The organism is Klebsiella oxytoca, assembly GCF_009707385.1.
Classification (GTDB): domain Bacteria; phylum Pseudomonadota; class Gammaproteobacteria; order Enterobacterales; family Enterobacteriaceae; genus Klebsiella; species Klebsiella oxytoca_C.
This window is the reverse complement of record NZ_CP046115.1, coordinates 4092169-4116517: the sequence shown is the minus strand read 5'-3', so window position 1 is coordinate 4116517 and position 24349 is coordinate 4092169. Positions and strand designations below refer to the sequence as shown.

Annotated in this window: 17 protein-coding genes, 1 other RNA gene and 1 pseudogene; 3 read left to right on the top strand and 16 right to left on the bottom strand. The window is 47.3% G+C overall.

The genetic code is table 11. The features are described 5' to 3' along the window. Nucleotides 1–22 precede the first annotated feature (22 nt). From GJ746_RS19105 to GJ746_RS19055, 11 genes and pseudogenes are all read right to left on the bottom strand, one after another. On the bottom strand, nt 23–898 hold the full coding sequence (locus GJ746_RS19105) for a GTPase family protein (protein WP_154681605.1): 876 nt from the start codon (nt 896–898) through the stop codon (nt 23–25). 248 nt (nt 899–1146) lie between these two features. Next, nucleotides 1147–1980 (bottom strand): HNH endonuclease signature motif containing protein, encoded by an 834-nt coding sequence (locus GJ746_RS19100; RefSeq protein ID WP_154681604.1) that lies wholly within the window; start codon nt 1978–1980, stop codon nt 1147–1149. A gap of 379 nt (nt 1981–2359) precedes the next feature. Beyond that, entirely contained in the window at nt 2360–2767 is a 408-nt protein-coding gene (locus GJ746_RS19095; RefSeq protein ID WP_154681603.1) for a very short patch repair endonuclease, read from the bottom strand. A 97-nt stretch (nt 2768–2864) separates the two neighbouring features. Next, nucleotides 2865–8705, bottom strand: a complete 5841-nt coding sequence (locus GJ746_RS19090) for a DEAD/DEAH box helicase (RefSeq protein WP_154681602.1) — start codon at nt 8703–8705, stop codon at nt 2865–2867. A 19-nt stretch (nt 8706–8724) separates the two neighbouring features. Next, complete coding sequence (locus tag GJ746_RS19085; protein ID WP_154681601.1) at nt 8725–10815, bottom strand: hypothetical protein; 2091 nt, start codon at nt 10813–10815, stop codon at nt 8725–8727. Nucleotides 10816–10826: 11 nt separating this feature from the next. Next, nucleotides 10827–13391 carry a hypothetical protein gene (locus GJ746_RS19080; RefSeq protein ID WP_154681600.1) on the bottom strand — a complete coding sequence of 855 codons (2565 nt, stop codon included), beginning with the start codon at nt 13389–13391 and terminating at the stop codon, nt 10827–10829. Further along, complete coding sequence (locus tag GJ746_RS19075; RefSeq protein ID WP_154681599.1) at nt 13388–14623, bottom strand: DNA cytosine methyltransferase; 1236 nt, start codon at nt 14621–14623, stop codon at nt 13388–13390. Before GJ746_RS19075 ends, GJ746_RS19080 begins: the two co-directional genes overlap by 4 nt. A 190-nt stretch (nt 14624–14813) precedes the next feature. Continuing rightward, on the bottom strand, nt 14814–15440 hold the full coding sequence (locus GJ746_RS19070) for an inovirus Gp2 family protein (RefSeq protein ID WP_154681598.1): 627 nt from the start codon (nt 15438–15440) through the stop codon (nt 14814–14816). Between the two features lie 274 nt (nt 15441–15714). Next, nucleotides 15715–16326: pseudogene (locus GJ746_RS19065) on the bottom strand (recombinase family protein); the annotation flags it as partial. 112 nt (nt 16327–16438) lie between these two features. Continuing rightward, nucleotides 16439–17152: a hypothetical protein gene (locus GJ746_RS19060; RefSeq protein ID WP_227852694.1), complete on the bottom strand. Its 714-nt coding sequence runs from the start codon at nt 17150–17152 to the stop codon at nt 16439–16441. A gap of 160 nt (nt 17153–17312) precedes the next feature. Beyond that, a complete protein-coding gene (locus GJ746_RS19055) occupies nt 17313–17525 on the bottom strand; it encodes a helix-turn-helix transcriptional regulator (RefSeq protein ID WP_154681597.1) in 213 nt (70 codons plus the stop codon). A gap of 446 nt (nt 17526–17971) precedes the next feature. Here GJ746_RS19055 and GJ746_RS19050 point away from each other — a divergent pair, with 446 nt between their 5' ends. After that, the gene (locus GJ746_RS19050; protein WP_154681596.1) at nt 17972–18733 is read left to right on the top strand and encodes a hypothetical protein; all 762 of its coding nucleotides are present in this window, start codon (nt 17972–17974) and stop codon (nt 18731–18733) included. 64 nt (nt 18734–18797) lie between these two features. Here GJ746_RS19050 and GJ746_RS19045 read toward each other — a convergent pair whose 3' ends face one another. From GJ746_RS19045 to smpB, 3 genes are all read right to left on the bottom strand, one after another. After that, nucleotides 18798–20039, bottom strand: a complete 1242-nt coding sequence (locus GJ746_RS19045) for an integrase (protein WP_154681595.1) — start codon at nt 20037–20039, stop codon at nt 18798–18800. A 203-nt stretch (nt 20040–20242) separates the two neighbouring features. Continuing rightward, nucleotides 20243–20606: a transfer-messenger RNA gene (gene ssrA / locus GJ746_RS19040) on the bottom strand. Nucleotides 20607–20749: 143 nt separating this feature from the next. Continuing rightward, nucleotides 20750–21232 (bottom strand): SsrA-binding protein SmpB, encoded by a 483-nt coding sequence (gene smpB / locus GJ746_RS19035; RefSeq protein WP_004104655.1) that lies wholly within the window; start codon nt 21230–21232, stop codon nt 20750–20752. A 151-nt stretch (nt 21233–21383) separates the two neighbouring features. Between smpB and GJ746_RS19030 the strand changes: the two genes are divergently transcribed. Further along, nucleotides 21384–21821 carry a type II toxin-antitoxin system RatA family toxin gene (locus GJ746_RS19030; protein WP_195908756.1) on the top strand — a complete coding sequence of 146 codons (438 nt, stop codon included), beginning with the start codon at nt 21384–21386 and terminating at the stop codon, nt 21819–21821. Then, a complete protein-coding gene (locus GJ746_RS19025; protein WP_154681593.1) occupies nt 21811–22101 on the top strand; it encodes an RnfH family protein in 291 nt (96 codons plus the stop codon). Before GJ746_RS19030 ends, GJ746_RS19025 begins: the two co-directional genes overlap by 11 nt. A 68-nt stretch (nt 22102–22169) precedes the next feature. Here the strand turns inward: GJ746_RS19025 and bamE are convergent, their stop codons facing one another. Together bamE and recN are read right to left on the bottom strand one after the other, a co-directional pair. Then, complete coding sequence (gene bamE, locus GJ746_RS19020; protein WP_154681592.1) at nt 22170–22511, bottom strand: outer membrane protein assembly factor BamE; 342 nt, start codon at nt 22509–22511, stop codon at nt 22170–22172. A gap of 147 nt (nt 22512–22658) precedes the next feature. Beyond that, nucleotides 22659–24320, bottom strand: coding sequence for a DNA repair protein RecN (recN, locus tag GJ746_RS19015; protein ID WP_154681591.1), 1662 nt, complete (start codon nt 24318–24320; stop codon nt 22659–22661). Nucleotides 24321–24349: the final 29 nt, after the last annotated feature.

Genomic DNA, 24349 nt, shown 5'->3' with positions numbered 1-24349 from the left:
AGTGTCCGCCATGAGCGGTTTGTCATAAGAAAATCCAGTCCCAGACGGCACGGGCAACAGTCACCACAGCTTCCCGTACGGTTCGAATCACAGCCCTTACAGGCGCAGGCAGAAAAGATGATGACTCCGCAGTGCCAATCATTTCATCCACTGCATTACCAAATCGCTCACGTGCCTGCTTTTTTACCGGCTCGGTGCAGAGCCTTCCATGCAGTTGTGTCGTCAATGGGCTGGTGGCGCGGTCAGGCAGGCAGCGCATCATGGTTTCCACCATCGTATTCAGTCCCCATCCGGTACGGGCCGACACCATGCAGACTGGATGCTGCGGCAGAAACAATTGCTGCATCGCATGCTGTTTCGCCTTAATCGTCAACAGCTGCGCCGGAGAGGGCTGGTTATCGGCAGTTTTCCACTCGTGGCAGGGTTCGATTTTGTCGGCCTGATTCACCACAAATAAAACCCGATGCTGGTACGCCAACATAACCCTCCGATAAAAATGCTCATCCACCGACATGGCGCGATCATCGGCTTTGATAGCCCACAGCACCATATCCAGTTCTGGCAGGATGCGGCGATACAAGGCGGTGTATTCCTCGTCGCGTTGCTCGCTTTCACCCACTCCCGGTAAATCAACAATCATTAGACTGTGATTGCCATTGCGAAGCCGGAAGCGCAATACGTCGCGAGTGCAAGCCTCCACATCACTGACCGGTGTGACTTCGCCGTGGAACAGGGCATTACAAAGTGACGATTTACCGGCACCACTTTTACCCATAATGCCGATCACCGGCTCGTATTGTGTCAGGCTGCGAAGTCGTTCAAGAATGTGGTTACGGAGAGTATGGGGCAGGGAAACCAGTGGTTTCTCAATGGCCCGGAAGCCTTCAGTTTTATTCATACAGAGATCTCAGCGTGAAAACAAAAATTCCCGCAATCCGGTAAGGATGCGGGGGTATTCACGGAGATAATATCTGTCTGAAAATATTTGGGGTGCGAGTTAGAATCCAACAAGGTCGCGCTTAATTTGGCAGTTTGGTGATCGGTTCTGATGGTCTGCTTAGTGCTGTGAGTTCAACGGGTCGATGCAACGCTATCCTTAAAGAAGCGGACGTCGCCCGTCTGCAAGCCACTTAGAAAAGAGCACCGTCACTTCTGCAATCTATCTATGTTAATGTAAAGCATCTCGATTAGTTCTTTCGCATTTTGACTATAGTGCAAGGCCCTATGGCAATTGGGGCAAAGTGCAATGCAGTTGCTTGTTGTATCAGCACCAGATGAAGAGAGAGGTATCACGTGATGTACTTCTAGGTATGGGCTGCCATCATTTAAATAAAACGGTGCCTTTTCACCACAGTTTTCACATACACCCTTACTTTGCTGCAAGATCCAAGCTTTCACCGCAGGATCTCTAACATAGACCTTTTGAAGTTGCTCTACCGCGCTTGGTACTTTATATCCTTTGGGCTCGCTCAAAGGTTTTTTTAGTAATCTGCTAACTCTTGTATTCAGAACGCTCTCATCATCTGTAGGTAGCAAGAGATCTGATGATTCTCCATGTATTATAGGTTCCCAAAATTTGCCATTGTCGACTTTAGGAACACTTATCATTATTCGTTTGGTCCTGTTACCAGAAGGAACTTCTTTTCTACCTGTACTACTGAAATGAGCCTGATAACTGCACATTTTTTGGCGAATATCTCGAGGGCTATTACCCACTAGAGGAAAGTATTCACTAGGATGGATTTTTCTTTCAGCTATGGACGGCATATACTTTCTGGCTGTCAATGAGGCAAGATATACAACGACATTATTTACATCGCAATCGATCAGTCGCTCAATGATACAATCAAGGGCAATATTGTAGTCTTTGTTCCTGTGTGCTGGCCCCCAGGACTCAAGGATTAGACCATAAACCCCATCTTCTTCATCAACTGAGCACTCTGCGCTCAGTTGAGTGCCATTTTTATCAAAAACATGCATTACATTGATCTTTTGTGCGGATTTTCTACAAAAATACTACCTATCTATATAAATAAGCAACGTTTTATTAAAAATCGAGCTGACCTGCTACCCGTTGATTAAAACACGAGAATGTTAGTAATGCTTATTATTTGAGAAAAACTGCGAACTTTCGTTCTTTGCTCTTAACTACCTTCAGAAACAACCGATTGTAAAAAGCCAGCCTTAGAGGCTGAGGTGGGCTTTTCAAGAATTTTATCTCCTCCGATTGGGCTCGCCTTCGCCAGTAACTGGTTAATTTACAAGATAAAAAAATGATGTAGTCAAGACCACTAGGCTGACCACCATTTTTAACCCATGAAAGAGCGTTTAAAGCAGCGTCATTCCCAATTCCTGTCCATTATTCTTTTAAAAACGTTTTCAATCTTTCCAGAAGGATATCGGTCTCTTTAAGTTCGCACTCCCACACTACCAACGCCCGCCAGCCCATTTCGTGTAGCTTTGATAAATGTAGAGAATCTCTGACTTTGTTTTTTTCCAACTTAGCAAACCAATATTCCTGATTTGACTTTGGCATACGATGTCGCCGACATCCCTCATGACCATGCCAAAAGCAACCATGCACGAAGATAACTTTACGTTTTCCCCAAAACACTAAATCTGGCTTGCCCGGCAATCGCGGATCGTATAAACGATAACGAAATCCAGCATGATAGACAAGGCGTCTAACGATTCGTTCGGGACTGGTATCTCTCCCTTTAACTCTGGACATAACATAGCTTCGTTTAGCGGGGGTAACTGTATCCATCGTAAAACCTCGCTATGTTATGCCGTAGAATAAAAGCGCTTCCATATTGAAAACGCCTTTGGTTAAAAACATCAACCAGAAACGCTACTGCGATATTTTAGCTCCGTTTAAGATTCGCAAGCGCACGCAATGGTCGTCTTTCCAGTTCAAACGTATCAATGAATCGTAGCGGCGACTCTCCGCCAGCCAATCCAAAACAGTCAATAAGGGAATCACGTTCGGCGTCTCTCCATTGCCATAATGGATGCGTTACGGCTGCTCGCCAAAGCTCTTTTCCATCCTGTATTTCGATAAGAACAGGTAATGAATGCTCTTTTGACAATTTGATTGTTCCTGGCCGTAGCGCCTCGACGTCTTCCGCTAACTCAAACGCTCTTTCTCGCCAGCCTTTCATTTCCGGCTGATTCCAGTCGGCGGCGTTCAGGCCGCATGCGAATTCGGGCATAACCATCGCCCGTAAATAGGCCATACCTAAACGCCAGTCCAACAAGCCGTGATACCGACGGTTGCCATAGCGCTGTATGCACTTGTAACACGCGGTTTTGCATTGAGTCGGGTGATCTTTTTTTAGAAAATCAACCATCGGCCAGTCGTTATTCTCTTCGAGAATCTCATGTAATAATTTGACTATCAAAGGTAAGCCGTCAGCAGTTGCTGGTTCGGCAAGCCGTCTGCATAATCCTGAACCGTTGATTAACGCGTCGGCGATTTGCAATATGGGTTTACCAAGATGTAGTCGGGGTTCAAGCATTTCGAATTCATCTGGCGAAACATCCAGATAGAGCGCTGCCTTATGCGTCAATATTTGGGTTGCGCTGATAGCCGCCGCGCGCGTAGGCAAATTCATGTACTCGCCGTATCTGGCGACCATATTCAGATTAAGGCGAGTATCGAATTTCGTTAGTTCAAGATGGAGCGATTCGGTCTCTTTGCTCGATACAAGCCCAAAATCGCTTTTCTTGCCGCGACACTCCCAGCGTGGGCTATTGTGCGATTCCAGCCAGTCTGAATCGATAGCTTGATCATCTTTAATTGACGGGCAATAAGTAGAAAAGGGCACCGGCGCTTTTTTATCGTACACTAGGTCAACAGTAAATCGTTCGCCTTCCTTTTCTCCATTAATGGGGCCATCGTTGAGGCGTAGAATGGTCACTTCGCCACGTTGCACAGTGAAAGAATCGCATTTTGTTGGAACGCCCTCATGCAACACTGTCGCTGTGGTTTTCAATGACATGCGGATAAAACTATCCATATCGTCTTTGGGTTTGAAATCCGTGCGAAAAGCGGCTGGTGTGATATAAAGCCTGAATTCGTCAGGGCTGATAGGCGTGCGGCAATCTTCGCAATTAATGTCGCTGTCAGGTTTATGTAGCTCCAGTTTGGCGGAGCCACATGACGGGCAAATTGCTACATGGCTGCATGACTCCTGCCATGAACCTACCGTCGAGAGATCCGATATTCGGTTGTTCTGGATCTGTGGTTCCTGGTAATTGCCTGTAAAGCCTATTACCTCATGCTTTTTCTTATCCTTAATTAATACCGAGCCGGGAGCATACTCGAAAACTGCGAGATCAAGATCGCGATCCATTGTCGACCATTCGTATTCTTCTTGAGCGTTTAGACCTTTTGTTTTACGCAATCCCAAATACAGGTTGCGCACCCGAGTCGGCATTCCATACATCGGCAGTTTGCCGTGCTCAGCCAGGAAACGTGCAAGCCCCATATCTTCTTCAGGGGCGTAAGCGTTCAGTTCAGCGATTTCATCAATTATTTTTTCCGCATTTAATGCGGAGTCAAGACGTTGTCTTTGCTCTGAATCGAACGTTGCAGCTTCAATAAAGCGATCATGTATATTCTGAGTTGCTTTCAACGCTCCCAGCAATCGTTCAGCCCAGTTCGTTTCATCGCGATGATAGTAATCATGCGTAGAAACATATTCGCCATGAATATCAGGCGGAACGAGTTTATCTCCAGGGAATGTTGTTCCGTTTTTATGATCCTCTTCGCGTAAAAGATTAAATGCAGCTCTAAGCCATACTTTCCGCATGAGTCTTAATGGAATGGCGTCGTGATCTACCGCCAGAAAAGGCGGCGGCGGCGGATCACCGGTGATCGCATGAGGATGGGCGAAATAGTAGGCATCATGAGTACGTCCGCGACAAAATGTGATAACGAAAGAAAAAGCTTGGCCTCGTCGCCCAGCTCGACCGACGCGCTGCTGGTAGTTAAATCGCTGAGGCGGCATGTTGGCCTGATAAACAGACTGAAGTGAACCGATATCAATTCCAACTTCCATTGTCGTGGTAACAGCAAGCATATCTATTTCCGCATCTAGCTTTTCAAGTTCACTCATCTTATCGACGAAAATACCCTTGAACTTACGCAGACGATCGGAGAAATCATCCGTCTGCCCCGTCAATTCTTCGACGTTCAGCCGGAAACGTTTAACTCCGTCTCGCTCGCCGCGTACAATGCGTTTACCAAGAAAATTTTCTTCCCATAGCTCTTCGACAAATCCGCTGGGTTCAATGTTGAGTGGATTTATACAACGGGTACAATGTTTGAACCCTAAATGTAAGTGAATTCGCCCACAGTTACCGCATTGCCAGTAATTATCGCCAGGTTTAGCGACCTTAAGAAACAACTTGCCGATACTAATTAATCCTGCTGGATGTTTCAAATCAGTAAACTGCTTTAAGATACGCGTCAAACCATCTTGATAGTTGTTATCACCGAATAAGACTCTGGCGACTCGCTTAATTTTCTCTTTTTCAACATCTTTCCCAACATACCAATCACGAGTACGGCTTGCATCGAAATATTTATTCTCTTTAACACGATAGGCACCGGAAAAAACCCTTAGCCAGGCATCAATTTCCGGCATGTCATCTTTATCTGAGATACATGGATATGCCAGTCCTGTTTCTTCAAGCGCGAAAAAAGTATTGGCGAAAATAACGTCATCGATTAATTCAGATTGATTTTCGAATATCTTCTTTTTGATTGTCATTCGGTCAGACAAGGAAAGTTTTTCGTGATATTTGACGACATCTCCATCTTTTACAAAATTGTCGTGCCACACGGTTTTGTCATCGTCATCAGCGCTAGTACGATATTTGTAAGGCGATATTCCTAACCCTGTTAATTCCGAGGATATTTTTCCGATGAAGTCGCCTTCAGATTCCAGTAAGCTATCAATTTTTACTCGTCTGAATCTACAGAGAGTAGCAATACTTTCTTGGCTTTTTTTTAGCACATATAGTCTTCCGAACTCATCATCGTCCTCAGCCTTTCTGGCTTTGGCTATTTTTTCATTAAGTTCCTCTTCTGGAATGTATTCTTTTTCAGCATCTCTGATAATCGCTCTTGCTGCAGCGACCAATATTTCCCTACGCAGATCGCGCAAGTGCAGCCGTTCAATTTCCAGCGCCATTGACGCCGCGTCCTGCCTGCTGTCTGAGAAAACAATACTCTTCGCTTCCGCCCCAATCGCATGCAGTAATTCAAATAGCTCCGTCGCTACCAGTTGTGATGATTTTGTCACACCGGTACGAAATGCGCGAATGGGTGTTCTGGAACGATTACTGGCAGGTCGACTGGAATAGTCGATGCCGCAGTTCGGGCAGCAGAAAGGCTGCGCGGATGGTTTCTTTGTCGGCTCGCCTTTTTTAGCCGGAATTGTTTTCTGGAAATAAAGATACCCGCTAACCGCGTCAGTATCTGTTGGCGATATTTCCTGCCCGACCGTCACAATACCTGTAACAGGATTAAGCGTCGCCTTATCCCAGACATCCCAACCCTTTTCGCAGCCTGCCGGACTCTTATCGACTATATTTACAGGCCAGAAAACCGCAAACTCATCCAGAGTCATATCATCGTAATATTCAGCGCCGGGGCGTTCGGGAAGATTTTCCAGATTGGCCGCCGAAGGTAATAATTCGATGGTGCTACCGCCATTCTGTCCCTTTTGACCGCCGATCAGTAACTCGCCGCAAGCCTCGCAGTACAACATCTCAAATAAACGGCGACCTCGTTTCTCTCCCTGAGCTGCTTGAGCATGCGACAGGCCGCGTTCCAGACAAAAATCGGCGAATTTCGCCTTTTGCTCTCCCGGTGATACGGAGGCGAAGAAACCCTCAATATTTCTGACGAATGTATGCACGCGAAAAGCAGGAGTCACGTTGGCTGGCTTCTCGCAATCCACCCCGGATTCCGGCAGCGCGCGCACCAGCATTAACCCACGTAATGCTAATTCCAATTCATCTGGTTTATCCGAGCCTTCCTTCAGAAAAATCTTATCTATGATAAGTCTAGGAGGCATTGCTCGTGGCAACTCGCCGCCTTCTTCTATACAAGCGTTGGTCAATAGCGCAGCCGCTTTTTCCGCCGCTTGTTTAATGCCTTGCATATCATTTTGCGCTTTTACGCCCAGAGCCAGGAAGACATCAGACAAAGCCTGACTCAGCGCGTCCGTCATGTTCAGATTGCGAATGACATTTCCCTGATTCTCAAGCGCAACCCGCATTAATGCGGCAAAAGGCCGCACGGCGATTTTTCCTTCTGGCTTCAACGGTATATAAGGTTTTCCCTGAATGACGCAGTTACGCCAGAAATCAGTCTTATCGCTACCGGGATCCAGAGAATCGCGGCAAGTGCCAAAGGGCGCAAAGAGATCCCGAAGGTATTTCCGTGATTGTTCTCCATCAGCGCCATCCATCGGCAGCGATGCCGAAGACGCCAGCAAACGTAGTTTGTAGCGATGTTTCGGATCGTCAAGCCCAAGTCTGATAATCAGCGACTTAATCAACATTGCGGTTTCGGTTCCAGCGGAACCGCGCATTAAATGCAGCTCGTCGAATACCAGATAGAAATACGCATCGTTGTTATTCAGCAACCATTCGCGCGTAGCATCAAAAATACCGTCTTCGACTTCGCGCGAAAGCATTGCCCCTAGCATTGAGGCGTTAGTGACGAGAACGTCAGGCGGGGCAGCCTGCATATCCCAGCGAGACATCATTTCCCCGCCGTCTGTCGAAGGAAATATATATCGGGTCTTTTCCGAAACGTTTTCTTTTTCGTCGAATGCGCGCGCAGCCTGCTGATCGCCATCAATTCGCTTCAACGCCTTACGTAATTTTTCAAGATTACGGGCCCGGCGACTTTTTTCCGAACTGATGCCGGAAAGACGAGGATGGCTGGAGTAACCAGTAATCGGTGTGGCGCTGGTATATTGCCCGAAGAAGATCTTGTTTCCGGCGAAACGCTGCTCCATGACCTCTCGCGCATCGTCGGAATCTAGTGTTTTACGCAAACGCGCCATTTGATCTTCAACCAGAGCGTTCATCGGGTAAAGCACCATCGCCCTGACCGCTGCAGGGCGTCTTTCTCCTTCGCGACGAGAAACCCAGTTTGTTTTTTCGCCACTCCACCACCGATTTTGCAGATAGCCATCGCAAGGCGCGGCCCAGTTGACAGCCTCATTCGATAATGCAGCCAGTATCGGCAACATAAAACTTTCCGTTTTTCCCGAACCTGTTCCCGATGTCACAATGCCGGGGCAGCCGGGGCGAATACCGCGCTCCAGCATTTGAGTCTGATGGCTATACGGCGCATGGACCGAACGACGCGGCCAGACTTCGTCGCCAGGTTTAGAATCGAACAGACCGGATAACGCTAGTTCGACGAACGCTTTACGGCCTTTGGGAGACAAGCTATTCAGCGGCCCGCAGTCCATCTCGGCCAAAGCTTCAAGCGTTTTATCCGAAGACTCATACCGTAAAACAGGTTCAATGTAGGGCTCCGCGGCAAATTCCCCGCTGCTATTCAAAAGATTGCGTCTTGAGTCCGCGACTGAAGGATCGGCAATTCGAAAGCTGGTTTCTATATATGAAATGAAGAAGTCCTGAATGCGGCGAAAACCGCCAATCGGATCTAACATGATTTCCTTCTCCTGTAATTTATTGGGCGTACAGCTCGTTATTCTGTAAATCGGCGTATAAATCGACTAAATGCTTCTGATGTATCGCTTTGTGTTCATCATCAAGCGGCGCGACTTCATGCGCCGTTTTCATCGCCCGTAGGGTATTTGCCAGATCCAGACGTCCAGCTGACATTTCATCAGCGATAGTGAGTTTTTCCGGGAGCGAACCTTGCGATGCCGGGCCGGGATCCAGCTCGCTATGATTTTCTAAAGAAAGATGTAAAGGGGACAGCGCAATCGCATTTCGAATGACGACGTTTTCCATCCGCAGGTGAAGATGCTGTTCCTTTATTTTCTCCGCTTCTTCACAATCTTCGTTTTCAATGGTACCGCAAATCAGAAAGCGTCGGGGCAAATCGCCGCTGTGCAATCGGTCTTTCAGCGCTGGCAACCAGAAGCGCGCAGCGGAACATTCGACACGTTCAATAATGGCGAGGATCGTTCGGGGGCGGGAAGCCTCGCTCAACAATAATCCCTGATAAAGCGGCGTTGCCATATTATTTCCCGCACGAACCCAAAGATCTTCACAGGAAATCATCGTTGGATCGGCGATCTGTCGGATGGAGCGGCCCGAAGAAATCAGTGATTCGGCAATAGCAAGGAAATCCTGCGTTTCAGAGCCAGATAACAATGGACATTCTCCAGCCAGCATCAACGCCAGAAACTGCACCATCAATCTCTTTCCGTCAGGCGTTAGCAATTTGTTCCCTCTGACGCAAGCACCGAACTCATTGCAGGACACGATTTTCGCTTCTGGCGGGAGGCGTACCTCAGGAATAGCTGAATACGCCATCCGGCGAGCTTTTTCAGCAATAGCAGCATTCATATGCCCGAGTTCGGCTTGCGCCTGAGCAGAATGTTCTTTGACGTCTGCAAGAGAAGCCACTAACGCTTCACGCTCACTGGTCAGAGAAGCCAGCGTCTGACGTTGATGTTCGTTCTGAGCGCATAAATCCGTGATGGCGTCTTTCAGACGATCAATTTCCCTTTCGAGGCGCGATTTCTCATGTTTTAGCGTCAGCTCGAATTTTGCTTGTTTCTCTGTAAAATCAGCCTGTAATTTTTCTTCATCGCTTTGTCGTAATTGGGCGATTTGATGTTCGATTTCATTCTTTTGGGTTGCCAGGAAAGTAGCCATTTCCGCATCAAGAACATCTCGACGTTGCTGGCGTTCGGCGGAAAATTCGTCTTCGAGCGCTTTTTTTTGCTCAGCGCGCAACGTCGCTTGCTCTTCTTCAGCGATACTTTGTATCTGACGTTCGAGCAAGTCAGCGATTCTGCCGTCACTGAGTAGTGATTCAGTTAGCTGACGGGCCAGGCAATCTTCGTCTTCCAATTTCTTTGCCAGTTCGCCTGAGCGGAGTGATTGAGCGGTAGCCAGAAGATCATTGACGCCGGAGTTTAATTTTCCGCTTTTCTCGTCCGAATGCACCCGAAGCCATGAAGCGAGGTCCGTTGTCGAACCCGCACAGGAAAGAAGTTGAATGACGTTTTCGATGTACTGCTTATCCGGCGTCCAGTCATGGACTCTAGCGGGTGAAGCATCAGTATCGGGCATATAAAATGCTTTTCCGCTTTCAGATGTGTCGGATACACTAATTACACCGTTTTCGTTGAAAGCATATTCATGCACGCTCTGGTTTCTGGACAGCATCAGACAACCTGATTTTGACTCAGCCAGATTCGCCAGAATAAGTCCGTCAGGCCCGAAACGTATAGCCCATAGTCCCGGTTCGCCGTCTGCCGTTATGCCATCGAAACTTAATCGACGACGCGCCTCCAGCAGCGACTGCCCGGAAGATAAATCATAATAAGGATAAATACGACGGGTGTGTTTCGCCTGAGTCTTGTTTCGAGGACCTAGACCCACCTGAAAAGCAGCCCATTCTTGCGGGCGAAATTGTAAAATGTCAGTTCCGTTAAACTCGACTTCCCCTGTACGAGGAAATTTCTTCTTAGGATTGTCGATCACATTCCAGCCATTTTGGGTTTCCTGCGCGACAACTTTGAAGTAAGACTGGTAATTTCTGCGGTCATACTGACCAATATACCAAGGGATATCTTTCATTATTCTTTTCCTTATTTCCCAGTCCATAACGTTAGAAGCCCGTTTCGCCATTGCAGACGCATTTTTCCGCCAGAATGGCGAGCTGCGGAAACCAACTGGCTGGCGCTATTATCGTCATCCGACGAGAGCGAATAGAAGCATCCAGGAAGCAGTTGGTTTAGCCAACGGAAAGATATGTCGTCGAGAGGGTAAGCATATCCGGCTTCCGTCGGGCCGCCGTTTCTGAGCAGGTTGCGCCGTAATCCTGTCGCCAGTGCGTCAGGCAAGCCGCAGTCGTTGGTAATGCAAATAAAGCGGTTATCAGCGATTTTCCTGAATGTAGGGCGGCGAGCATCCACGTTCGCGGCAATAATTGCGGCGGTTCGGGATAAAAAAAACTCCGTTTTTCGGTGGGTAACAACACGATACACATCATGATCGCGTCCACCCGGATGAACATGGCGCGTTAAAAGCGTCGTTTCGCCATCTGAATCCACATGCGACAGGAAACGCCCGGAATTCCAGTCCCAGGTTGCCGCCTGAACGTGAAGTTCGGCGGTGCGGAGCGTTGACATAAATGCGAGAGGCATCATATCTGACTTCAACGGTGCCTCGACAAGTGGCCATTCCATAATCCGGGATAACGTGACAGGATCATCAATCTCCGCGCCGAATACAGGAGGAGACCAGACACTTACGCCGCCGCGACGGAAATATTTTCCGCCCAGTTCTGAGACCGCTTTTTGAAAATCATCTATAAGCCTGGTGCAGACGGCACCTTCTACAATGACCAGACTGCTTTTTCCATAGCGAATATGAAACAGCGAGGGTTTAACTAGCGTCCATACCCGACCTTTCCAGGACTGGCGTAAGCGCGGCTCAATCAGACCTGCATCATGCAAACAGCGAAGCAGATGCCATATGCTGATACCGTCAGCAACGCGCTGGAGAAGTGAGACCAGTTCAACTTCTTCCCAGCCGCTGGCACCGGCTGCGTAAATAGCCTCCAGAAGATGTTCACAACGCACATCGCCATCTTCCATTAACAAGGGCGCTTCGGCGCGGAATATTGGGGTTTTCAGTTGCGAAATCTTCCATTCAGTAAGACGTTCGAGATGATATTTTGCGCTTTCCCCTAGCGCTGGATGTGGAACAGCGCGATCAAAAAAACGCACTCGCCGCCGCCATAGTGGCATTTTCTTGTCTGCTTCCAACTCAGGCTCAATAATAAACTCGCCGTTGAGTGGCATGGATGATATTAATTGCCCATCTATCTTCTTGATATCGATTTTTGCGCAATTTTTCCCCAAAGCATAAACTCTATAATTTCGCGCGTCTGATTTGATGAATGGCAGAAATGCAGGCAACCCCAGCCATCCCCCCGGTACTCTTATTCCGTCGTAAATCAGAGGACGGGTAATCTGTTCATCCGGCGAATCTGACGACGCTTTCATCACACGGAGTATATCCATTGCTAGATGACGGCTCTGAGGGCGTTTGGTCAAAATCCAGTCACCTTCTATAACTGCATCGTTAAGGTATTTGCTTATACGCGTGGAGTGCTTACAGGATAATGCGATGTAAAATTGTGAAGAACATTTATCGGGAACTGCGATTGCTCTCCAGCGTCCATGGCCGACTTGATGAAAAAAGATTAAGCCGATCTGCACGGCTTTTCCCAGGTTTTCACTGTGTCCAGCAGATGCAGAAATTAGCGCTTCGGATAACGAAGGAGCGAAAACACTATCGTTGTTCTCATCAGAGGAGCTGAAATAACACCGCGAATCGTCGAAATCGACCCGCATATCAATAATCGCTTTACGCATTTCAACATCGGGGAACTGCGCCATAGCTCGCTGACGCAGGCGCCAGAAAGGCATATCGGCGAGCGTTCTACGTCCAGCAAACCAGGCGCTTTTAAACTCGTTAAACGCCTGACTCATTGCGTAAGATGCGTTTTCTTTTTGAATCGCGAATTGGAAATAGTCGATTAACAGTCGGGGGCTGGATACAGCTTGCGGGTGGTTCATAAGAACTCGGGTCATCAAGCGCAAGTCTGTTTTTCCGGGAAAAGCCAGCCGTAGGGTGTAGCCGATGTGACTCCAACTGGGTGGTATTTCAGGAAGAATCAGACGACGGTAAGGCTCCTCTTTCTGAATCCGTTGTTCAAGCCATCCAGCTAGCGCTTCCCACATAGCGTTTACGCCTGCCAAATTCTGGTAGCTATGCCCGGTTTGCAACCAGTTCTGTAACTTCAGGCGGAAATCATTACTTTCTTCTTGAGCGTCGAATTGACTGCTGATGAGTAGCGTCATGACAAGATAAGTAAAATATCCGGGAGACTTGTCATTGGATCTTTCCATCATTCCACTTTCAAGGCGCAGCGGCAGATCCGGTATCCTCGACATACATGCCTGAAAAGCTTTTTCTATTTCATCCGCGCCGACGCCGCTGTCGGCGAATGCTGCTGCAAGCGTCGACGGCGTAACTTCAAACCAGCGAATATCCTGCGCGTCGCCGTCGGTACCGAACCGGAGAAAATAATCGATCAGCTTACTTTCCCAGCCATCGGGCGTAACAGGCGGCGTCCACTTCATTTGTGTTTGTCCTCCCTCCGGCGCTCATCATTTCGGACAGCTATCGCCAGCGGCTCCAGTATGCGTTCAGCCAGAAAACGGACTGCGGGAACAGCAAGCCCGTCACCGATAACTTTAAATGCTGATTGATACGCTGCCGGGAGAATAAAATCATCCGGCAGCCCCATTAACGCCGCCGCTTCTTTGGCCGACAACAAACGTGTTTTCACCTGGTTGCCGTTAACAACAATAATACGAGGACGAGAAGCTCCGCCTTTAGGGGTTCTCAGGCAACCAAGAACCGTCGAGAATGTAATTTCTGCCCGTTGCTGATTGACACCTTTTTCTTTGCGCATGCGTAAATAAAGGCTGCCTATCATTGTTTCACCTGATTCCTGCGCCTTCGCCAAACGCGCCAGATTCGCTGGTGCCATCATACGGATAAGCCGTTGGGTTTCATCAGCACAGTGCCATAGCGCATTTGTGTCTTCACAATCTATTATCTCAGTCAGCTCCTTCATTTTGGCTTCGGGTAAAATACCGGGTGACCACCAGACCCAGTCGTCATGAACTTCTTCTGACAGTGCATCACAGGCACGAAGAAGGGACGACGAATGCCATTCAGGAAGAGGTTCTTCTGAAACCAGATATGCGGGAATAGATATATGATGACTAACCGCCACAATAAATACGCGGGGTCTGGATTGCGGAAGAAAGTGTTTTGCATCAACGATTATTGCGCCATAACGGTAACCAGTTTTACTTAGCTGATGGCATATCGCGGCGAAATGCCGGCCTTGATCCAGCGTTAGCAATCCAAGTACATTTTCCAGAACAAGAATTGGCGGCTTTCGGTTTTCTTGACTGAGATTGCTTATCAAATCGAGAAACGGCCACACAGCGCCGGAACGCGTAAACTCGTCGGCGCTGGAATCTCTGTCGCCGATCCCCAGGCCATTACCAGCCAGTGATAAATCCTGACAGGGGAATGAGGCCCAGGTTAAATCAGCATGGCGCGGCAGGTCATTAGAGGGGATTTCGCGTACATCGCGTATGTCGAAATGTTCGTCGCCCCAGTTGTTGATGTAGGTCGATGCTTTTATTGGATCCATGTCATTGGCGAAGAGACATCGCCACTGCTTTCCTAGACCTGCCCGTGCCATGCCGCCGCCTGCAAAAAACTCATAGAAACTAAATTCTGTTTCGTACGGTTCGGTTGAACGATTGTCGTCCGTGACTGATTTATCGCTCATGGCCTGACCATAAAATTTTGTTGATGAATCGGGGCATCGCTCAATTTCCTGACAAGAGGATTATTAACGAGATAGTCTATAAAATCATAAAGATAATAGCTATATGGATAAATGTAATCTACGCGATTATGGGGCATCTCACTTACCCCTGACTCAAAGGCCTCCTCGCGCAGAGAAGGCCACTGGCAAGTTACAAATCGATTTGGCTACAGCCGAAGTTACGATCCCCTTCACCAAACACTTTAGATTCGACTTTGGTCAGGTAGTCCAACCGGGTTAGCAATGCCTGGCAATGATCCTCAAAGTCAGGGTCTTCATTATTCAGTACGTACCGACAGTTATCGGGGAATGTTACCAAGTCAGGGCAATCATCCCGTTGTAATCCTAAGGCACTATACCATGCAGCGGTAATCATCCCTCTCAGGTTGTCTTCACATTCATAGTCCCCGAGGTGGTAGTAAGCGTCTTTGTTGAACAGAAGGCAAATGTGGTAGTGGCATTTACCCGATTCGGAATACTCTTTAGCCCACATAATAAATAAAGGGCAGCGGTAAATACGCTTACCTTCACGCTTCTTACGGATACGGTCAGCTTCCAGCTTAGCTTTAAGGGACTCACGCATTCGGGATATCACCCCTGGTTCCAGATTTGGGAAGCAGCAGATATTGTCACCGTTATCGACTATCTTCGGATAGTGGAGATCCACTCGTACTGCTGTTAGTCTGGGGTAACGACCAGTCAAGCAACAAAGTAATTGGTTAATCTTGACCCAATACTCCAGAACGTGATCCCCATGTAAGCCTTTATACATTTTCATCTTTGTATTCCTATGCGTTTAATCATACGGTCTTTGCCAGACCGCATTGGTTATTGCCACACAGGCAGGGATATACTCATTCAAAGTTAGGGGTATATACTGGTATCAGATCTTAGTACAGACATACTGATCCAATTGCTACTCTTACTGATTAATACAGGTAGTAAGGGTACATAAGGCCATTATAATACCTATCCAACATCTGAATTTGAGACGAAGGTAGCCCCAGCCTGTGATGGCTGTTAAAAAGTTACTCTGCAATTAGCTGCTGGAATTAACCGATAATTCCATTATTCCAGTGTCGTTTAACGGTCGATAGACTGATACCCAATTTCTTCGCTGTCTCTGCTTGAGTGTATCTGGCGGCCCTGAGTGTTGTGATGTCTTTTCGGTATTTGCTTCCCTCCTTTCGTCCTAATTTTTTTTTAATATACCGATATCTACTTTTGGTTGATTTCAGATTGTGGATGTCAATCATATCTTGACGAGCAATCAAAAAAGACACGCAACTTTCTGCAGAAGGTTCTATCCTTGAGGCAGGATGGTAGCTGTAGATAAAAATGTCTTTTTGAAGGCAAAAAAATAAAATTTCCTGTAAGTCCTCCACTGTTCTGCCAAGACAGCTTAAATCAGGAATGACAAGCGTGTCCTGTCGGTTCATTTCATGATGAATCAATTGCCTGAGAAAACGTTGCTTTGAAACAACCTCTTTAATATCTACCTGCTCGATCACAACATGTTCAGGTGGAATATTAAACTTCTGGCATATCTCTGTAAGCGAGTGATGATCTTCTATGCTCTCTTGCTGTCCACCACTGCACATGGTGTAAAAAAATGAACGCATCTGATGCACTCCGGTGTCAGAAATTATTTTTTGATACCTGAATTTTGATTTATGTACAAAAAGCAACCACGATAATCGATAATGTTTACCATTTTCATTACCTCTTAAAAGTGTATTAAACGTCCCAGAATTGTTTTCTCTTCTAAACTAATCGTTAATTTTTGTTCTCCTGTGAGTATGGGTTGATAATTATGTCATCCGGAGCTCTGATACAGCTGGAAGCATCTTTTTTGTGGATCACTGGCAGCATAATTATCATCTCATTCACATGGTAAATATCTATCCAGCAAATAACCGGATAAGGCATCACAACCTCCTTTCTTCTTAGAACTTCATTTACTCCAAATATAATCAATTGGGATGTGGAAAAGAGTCGAACTTCTCCAACATCAAAGTAATAGTCCTCAAAGGAGGTTTTATGGATAAGAATAATGTTCGAATCTCCTGAGACACTTTGTTTAGTCTCATCAAATTTCCTCTGGTTGTAAATGTAGATTGCTTTTTCCATATCGTAATCCTCCCTTAACGAGGAAAGTCTTTCACGTAAAACTATCTTTTCATCTTTCCCCATGAATTCATCATTGGCGTTCAGCTGAAAGTAATCCGAAACGGGGATTTTTAACGGACTCCTGATATTCGTCTTCCAGATTAATGAACAGTGTTCTTCCTGTGTTATGCCTAGAGCCCCCCTTGCACGATTAATGCTTTCTTTTATAGTGAATTTTAGCAGGTCATTTTTTAGTTCCTTTATTGACCATTGATAACGAAGACATTGTTCAAATATATGTACCGTTAACGCTACAGAGTCCGATATGACTGAGGAAAGGGATGTATTATTCATTTTGGCATAACGCTCAAGCGTTCCCATCTCAGATTCATTTTTGTGCGTAAATGTGTATTTTTTACTGGAAATATTTGTTACTCCTCATAATTGACATTGCTATTAATTAATCCTGTTCGTAAAGGGATCGATAATTAATCAGTAAAAAATCATCCTGCATCAATGCACAATGAAAATGTCCCCTTTCTTACTCGATCGCCTGGGTCCGTTGTAAAATCCATTCGTCTATTTCAGCCTCTATCCAGCCGACAGATTGCAGTCCTAGACGACGTTGCTTAGGGAACGTTGGGTCATAGCGTGGTGATTTAGGGTTGATCCAGTCATAGATTGTTGAACGTGACATGCCCGTTTTATCGATTACTGTAGAAAGACGAAGTATTTTAACATTAGATTTGCTCATACATGATTACCTTAAATCGCTGTGCTCTGGATGACGTGAGATTAGCTTTAAGGCATATGATCTAAAATACAGGTGCCAAAAAAACTTTCTTTTACGAGTGACAGGTCCGTATATCATTGAAAATTAATTGTTTTATTTTTGCAGGGCAGTTTTTTCGAGTTACACATGCAGTTATGTTGGGTGCCAGCAATGGTGTTGACAGAACACCCGCGACAATCTGAAGGATTCCGAGCGTTGTATGCCATACCGTAATTAGTGGAACTCACAGCATTCAGTCATGCTTATGCTGATTCTGGATTACTAGCGGGAAGTATGGCAAACCGTTACCTCCTGTCTTCACGTCTGGTGTTTCATTCAGCTAAGTAGTAAAAATGAGCAAGGGATGGCAGGGCAAGATCAAGAACAGATGATATTGTGTAACTGACTAATAAAGGATGACATGGAATATGCTGGATGTTTTTTGCTCAGACTTTGAAGGAAAAAGAGACAGATTAAGGACCTGCCTTGAAGGTTCTGGCTTTCTTTACAGACATTCTATCCTTAAGAGTCTGTCACTTCTGGATGGTACGAATGAAAGCCAGGAATTTGAGTTGTTGCAGGTGAAAATATATTATCGTGATGATATTCAACGCTGGGAACATCTCAGAACTAAGTGGACTGTGATGTCTGTAATCGAGGGTTCGCAAAGTCTTAAATACTTTTTCAAAACGAATCTGATGGCTGCAGGGTTATTCCAGCGCTATGGAAGAGATATGTGGGATATCAATCAAACGATTGCGATCAAGTCTTTCTTACGGGCGAGTACAATCTTGGGGGAGTGTATTGGCATTGCAGGCTATGGCCCTTTGCTACCTTCGGAACTGGCATCAGAAAAGGAGAAGATGGCTAAGAAAAAACAGTCAGCTAGAAAGGGGGGGGTGTCGAAAGCTGAATTATATCTTCCGGTAAAAGAAGAGACGATAAGATTGCTCCACCAATATGTTCCCACGGATGGTGGATGGAAAAATAAAACGGTTGCAGCAAAGGCAATAGAAGCAGATTTAGTCGCCTTTGTACAAAATTTGAAATCTCAGAACAAAAACTTGGATCTTAATGAAGAGGATATCACAACAGTCGTCAAACGTTGGGAACGCAATGATGAAAGAGTGAAGGCTGCATTTGAAGATACGGTTAAACAAAAGATACCCGGGATGAATGACTCTGATTAGAACTTCCCGTTATTTTTTAGTAAAAAATAAGAACCGCGCCTTTGAAGGCGCGGATTAAGTAGAATCAAACAACAAGCTTTAATACTCCGACACTACATTCGACTATACTTCCCTTATCTGCAGTTTTAACAAAGTCAGCCCACCATTGCATCATAGGACGACGTTGCTCAAGGTAATCACTGCGGTTATAAGCGCGACGTACCTCATTTTTGTCTACATGAGCCAGTGCTGCTTCAATGACATCAGGCGGAAATCCTTCCTCATTGAGTGCCGTACTAGCGATAGAACGTAAACCGTGTGATACGAGTACGCCTCCTAAGCCAGCACGCTTGAGTGCTGCATTCACTGTTTGGCTGTTCATTGGCTGGGTTGGTTTGATACGACTGGGAAAGATAAATTCTCGACCACCGCTGAGAGACTTCATCATTTCCAGAATAGCGAGAGCCCCATCAGATAATGGAACCGTATGGTCCCGGTTCATTTTCATTCGAGCAGCAGGAATTTTCCATTCGCTGGCATTGAAATCGATTTCATCCCATCGAGCCTCAGCAGCTTCGGCAGGGCGGGTGATGGTGAGAAGTTGCCACATGAACAGGCATCTTGTGGACAAGCTGATACTTGCCGTACGCATAGTCTGCATTAGCTGTGGAAGTTGATCTGGGCGGATGCTTGGCATGTTTTTCTTTTGCGGTTTCTCGAATGCTTTCCCGATGTTTACGCTGGGAACCGCATCAATCAGGCCCGTGTTCTGCGCATAAATCATGACTTCGTTAATACGCTGACAAAGGCGGCGAACAGTCTCTAATGCACCTCTGGCCTGAACCGGTTGAACTGCTTTAACCAGAGTATGAGCCTTAATCTCAGTGACACTGATATCACCGATTGCCGGGAAAACATCTCTCTCAAGTGAGCGCCAGATATCGTCGGCATAGTCCTCTGTTACGCTGGCTTTCTTCACATTCCACCAACGTTCGGCGACTAACAAGAAAGTGTTGGTTTTGGCCTCTTGTGAATTTCTGACCTGTTCTTTCTGATGTTCCTGGGGATCAATGTCTTTCGCCAATAAAACTTTAGATTCGGCTCTGAGTTTACGTGCATCAGAAAGCGAGACGGCAGGGTAGGCACCGAAGCTCTGTTTGGTTCTCTGCTTGGTTAGAGGCCGATAGTAACGGAACTGCCAGAGCTTACTACCGCTGGACTTGATTAGCAGAGTAAGCCCATCACCATCATACAGCTGGTAATCGGCATCTTTAGGTTTGGCGGCTTTGATTTCCGTATCGGTTAACGGCTTGGTTTTTCTTGCCATGGGGAGTCTCCATGCGTTTAGGCCCAACGAAAACAATAGAGCTTTTCGTTGGGCCTATCAATGGGCCTAAAAGGTTCGGATTTAATTAGTTCTCTTCGGACTTCGCGGGACAAATCGAGGGCACAAAAAAGCCCGCAGGGCTTGCGCCGTGCGGGCTCTTAGGACTTCATCGGATGACTCTGGTAATCACCGATGGAGAATTTTGGTGGAGCTGGCGGGAGTTGAACCCGCGTCCGAAATTCCTACATCCTCGGTACTACATGCTTAGTCAGTCTTTACATTCGCCTGGCACCTGCGGACGGACACGCCACTACCAGACTAGCCTGATTAGATTTAACGCTTCAACCCCAGGCAGGGCCTCCACGCGATCTCTTTTGGGTTTGACCTCTCTTTGATCCCCGTCTTAAGAGCGGAAGCTAGGGAGAGAGGGCTCAGAGCAGGTTATTAAGCTGCTAAAGCGTAGTTTTCGTCGTTTGCGACTATTTTTTTGCGGCTTTTTACGAGGCCAACCGCCCCTCGGCATGCACCTTGGGTTTCGCAAATCCCGTCGAATCCAGAATCAGCCCCAATGTGTTCGTTAAGTATAACAGATTTATGAATGTGCTTACCAGCCCTCGTTTTGAGGATTAAGGTGCCGGTCTGAGCAAAAAAGCAGCATCAACAATGATCTAGCGCGAGGGTCAGCTAACTGACCCTCAAGGGAAGGGTAATTAACGACCTGCGTGTTTCATAATACGGGCTTTATCAACCGCCCATTCGCGGTCTTTGATATCAGTGCGTTTGTCGTGCTGTTTCTTACCTTTAGCTACGCCAATTTTCACTTTGCACCAGGCATTCTTCCAGTACAGCGAAAGAGCAACTACTGTGTAACCTTCGCGGTTAATGCGTCCGTACAGGGTGTCCAGTTCTCGCTGGTTTAGCAGAAGCTTACGTGTACGCGTCGGATCGCAGACGTAATGGGTGGATGCGACGGCCATTGGCGTGAAGTTGGCACCAAACAGATAGGCTTCGCCATCTTTCAAAATGACATAGCTATCACCAATATTGGCTTTACCTGCACGGAGAGATTTCACTTCCCATCCCTGTAGGGCAAGACCAGCCTCGTATTCATCTTCAATAAAGTATTCATGACGAGCGCGTTTATTCAGCGCAATGGTGGCTGATCCAGGTTTGTGGGCTTTTTTCTTAGTCATAGTATCCTGAAGTCATCGTCTTAAAACAGTCGTACCTCAATATTTTCCTGCGAGGCGTAATGGGCTATCTTAGCACGACTTGCGGTACAGCGTTTTTTTTAGCAGCAGATAAATGATATTATTTGCCCCGTGTTTATATGTGGAACCTGCTATGCCTCAGATTAGCCGTACCGCTCTGGTGCCGTTCAGTGCGGAACAGATGTACCAACTCGTAAATGATGTGAAGTCCTACCCTGATTTTCTGCCAGGCTGTACCGGTAGCCGGGTTCTGGAGCTCGGGCCGACGCAAATGACCGCGGCGGTTGATGTATCCAAAGCGGGTATCAGCAAGACTTTCACCACGCGAAATACGCTAACCAGTAACCAGAGTATCCTGATGAGCCTGGTCGATGGACCGTTCAAAAAGCTGATTGGCGGCTGGAAGTTTATTCCCTTAAGCCCGGAAGCGTGCAAAATTGAGTTTCATCTCGATTTTGAATTCACCAATAAGCTGATTGAAATGGCCTTTGGTCGTATCTTCAAAGAACTGGCCATGAATATGGTGCAAGCGTTCACGACCCGCGCTAAAGAGGTCTATAGTGGCGGCTAAAATCGTTGTTGAAGTAGCCTACGCGTTGCCGGAAAAACAGTATCTACAAAGCGTTAAGCTGGAAGAGGGCGCGACGGTCGAGCAGGCGATCGTTGCGAGCGGTCTTCTGGCGCTGCGTGATGATATCGATCTGGCGAAGAACAAAGTGGGAATTTATAGCCGTCCGGCTAAGCTTCAGGATTGTGTCCACGATGGCGATCGGGTAGAAATCTATCGGCCTCTGATTGCTGATCCGAAAGAGCTGCGCCGCCAGCGGGCTGAGAAAAGCGCTGGCAAGTAATTTTTTCGGCTATAAAAGTTCAGATATAAAAAAAGCGCTCATTGAGCGCTTTTTATGTATTGATACTCTTATTCTGCCGTCAGGGCAGGTTTGTTATCAATGTTGGTCAGCACACCGCTACTGTTGAAAGTCAGGGTTAGAGTCTGCTGGGTAACCTTTTCATGTCCAGGCTGCTGACGGAAAACGTAGAACCAGGTATTAGTGCCAAACGGATCCGACATCATCGGAGTACCAAGAGCATAGGCAACCTGTTGTTGCGTCATGCCGACACGAACTTTTGCTACATCGGTTGGTGCCAGATAGTTACCCTGGTTGATGTCAGGACGGTAAACCACTCGTTCCAGAGTAGAACAGCCTGCGGTCAACATAAGAAGAACCGCTGTGGCAGCAGTCAGCGTTTTACAGCGCATAGTGATTTGATTCCTTTTTGGGCCCGAGCAGTACGTGGCTCATCTGTAATATGCCGATGATAATAGACCTTTGCCCAGTTGGGAACCTTCGGCTGCAGGTCTATTGGCAATTTGCTGTTCACTATGACTCTGTGAAAATAAAAAAGTTTACGCGGCAAGTAACTCTTTCGCGTTTGCCAGAGTGTTACGAGTGACTTCACTACCGCCCAACAGACGGGCCAGTTCCTGTAAACGAGCGCGTTTATCCAGAGGTTGCATATGCGTCTCGGTCATTTCACCGTCAGTTTCTTTGCAGACGAAGAAATGATGATGCCCACAACCGGCAACTTGGGGTAAGTGGGTAACGCACATCACCTGGGTTGACTCCCCTAACTGACGCAGCAGTCTACCTACGACCGCCGCAGTCGGGCCACTGATGCCAACATCTACTTCATCGAAAATTAGCGCCGGGGTTTCCATTTTGCGCGCGGTAATAACCTGAATAGCCAACGCAATGCGCGATAACTCACCTCCGGAGGCAACTTTGGCAATTGGCTGCAGCGGCTGACCCGGGTTGGTGGTTACGCGGAATTCGATATGGTCAGCGCCTTCGGCCGTGAGATGACGCTCATCAAACGCGACATCGATGGAGAACACACCGTGCGGCATTGAAAGTGAGTGCATACTCTCTGTGATTAACTGAGCCAGTTCACCAGCACTCTTCTGACGCAAAGCATGCAGCTGTTTTGCCGTATTTAGCGCCAGCTGATGATGCTCAATGGCCAGCTGGCTCAGGGTTTCTATAGAACCAGCGCTATCATCAAGCAGACGCTGCTCTTCCAGCAAGGATTGGTAAAATTCTGGAAGTTCTTCGGGAGTAATTTGATGCTTTCTGGCCAGGGAGATCTGTCGGGAAATGCGCTGCTCCAGTTCGAACAGGCGGTTAGGATCCAGATCGAGGCGGTCATGATAGTGGCGCAGTTCGTCTGTGGCTTCGCTCAGCTGGATAGACGCTTCTTCCAGCATATCCAGCACCCCGGAGAGTTTACCGTCCATTCCGACCAGCTCGCTCACCAGCTGTTTCGCAGCGTAGAGTTGGCTTTGCAGGTTGGATTCTTCGCCGTCAGCCAGCACCGTCAGCGCATGCTGACAGGTAGTCAGTAGCTGTCCGCTGTTGGCCAGGCGTTTGTATTCTTCATCGATTTGCTCAAATTCACCCGCCTGCGGGTTGAACTCGTTGAGCTCTTTTAATTGATATTGCAGCAGGTCCGCACGAGCCGCGCGTTCCTGGCTTTGCTGCTGATGCAGTGCCAGCTCGCGACAGCTTTTATGCCATTGCTGATAGCGTTCCGCCATAAGCTGAGTAAGCGCATACTCACCGGTATAGCCATCAAGCAGCGTTTTCTGATGTTCGGGTTTAGTTAGCAGCTGGTGTGCATGTTGACCATGAATCTGGATAAGCAGCTGACCTAGTTCCCGGAGCTGGGATAAAGGGACCGCCGTCCCGTTAATAAACCCGCGAGAGCGGCCGTCTGCGCTGATGACGCGGCGAAGTAAACACTCACGTCCACTTTCCAGCTGGTTCTGTTCCAGCCAGCGCTGAGCGGCTGGCGTGTCTTTAAGGGAGAAGCGGGCGCATAAATCAGCCCGGCTGGCATCTCTGCGCACCATGTCGGCTTCTGCACGACCACCGAGGCATAGCCCCAACGCATCGATAGCGATCGATTTACCGGCACCAGTTTCGCCGGTAATGGCGGTCATACCGCTGTGAAAATCGATTTCCAGCTCACGAACGATAGCAAAATTACTGATGGTGAGTTGTGCCAACATAGCCGCCTTCCTGTATGAAAAACCATTAC